Origin of the sequence: Bradyrhizobium campsiandrae (genome assembly GCF_014529705.1) — a bacterium.
GTDB lineage: Bacteria > Pseudomonadota > Alphaproteobacteria > Rhizobiales > Xanthobacteraceae > Bradyrhizobium > Bradyrhizobium campsiandrae.
Window position 1 is genome coordinate 1 of record NZ_JAANIH010000166.1, and the last position, 846, is coordinate 846.

1 protein-coding gene and 1 pseudogene are annotated in these 846 nt (G+C 69.9%); one reads left to right on the top strand and one right to left on the bottom strand.

The window, feature by feature from the left end; translation table 11 throughout:
• Positions 1–755: ATP-binding protein (locus G8O24_RS42520; RefSeq protein WP_244646401.1), on the top strand; the 755-nt coding region annotated here is incomplete at its 5' end.
• An 8-nt stretch (positions 756–763) separates the two neighbouring features.
• On the opposite strand, the pseudogene G8O24_RS46470 reads toward G8O24_RS42520, so the two are convergent.
• Positions 764–829: pseudogene (locus tag G8O24_RS46470) on the bottom strand (hypothetical protein); the annotation flags it as partial.
• Positions 830–846: the final 17 nt, after the last annotated feature.

Here is an 846-nt window from a genome sequence, read left to right on the forward strand (position 1 = left end):
TGGTCCGCGACACCGGCATTGGCATCGCGCCAGAGGCGCAGTCGCGCATCTTCCGCGAATTCGAGCAGGCCGATGACCGCGTTGCCCGCACCTATGGCGGCACCGGGCTTGGCCTTGCCATCAGCGAACGCATCGTCAAACGCATGGGCGGCCGCATCGTCCTGGAAAGCGAACCCGGCAAGGGCTCGACCTTCGAGGTCGCGATCCCGCTCGCGCCCTCGCAGGGCGCCGCCGGACAGACGACATTCCCGAGCCCCGACCTCGCCGGCAAGTCGATCCTGCTTGTGGCTGCTGGCATCGAAGCGTCCCTGATCGCGCGGCGGCTCGAACGCTGGGGCGCCCAGACCTGCCTGGTCGCGGATGCGACCGTCGCCGAGGCGCTGCTGCCGGAGCGCGCCTGGCATGCGATGCTGCTCGATCGCGCGCTCGGCGCTGACGTCACCGATCGCCTCGGCGAAGCCGCCCGCGCCCATGCGACCCAGCGCCTCGTGCTGCTGACGCCAAGCTCGCGCCATGACAAGCTCTCGCCCGGGTTCACCGGCTTCCTGGTGAAACCGCTGCGCGCAGCCTCCCTCGCCGCGCGTCTGGCACTGACGCCGGAAGTCGCCTCGCCCGATCTCGCGCCGGAGCCGGTCGAGCCGGTGCCGGTCAGAACGCCTGCGGCCGGCCTCTCGATCCTCGTCGCCGAGGACAACGAGATCAATGCATTGCTGATGCGATCGCTGATGGCAAGGCCAAGCCCGGTGCCGCCATAGGTGCGGGCAACGCGGTCATCGGCCTGCTCGAATTCGCGGAAGATGCGCGACTGCGCCTCTGGCGCGATGCCAATGCCGGTGTCGCGGACCA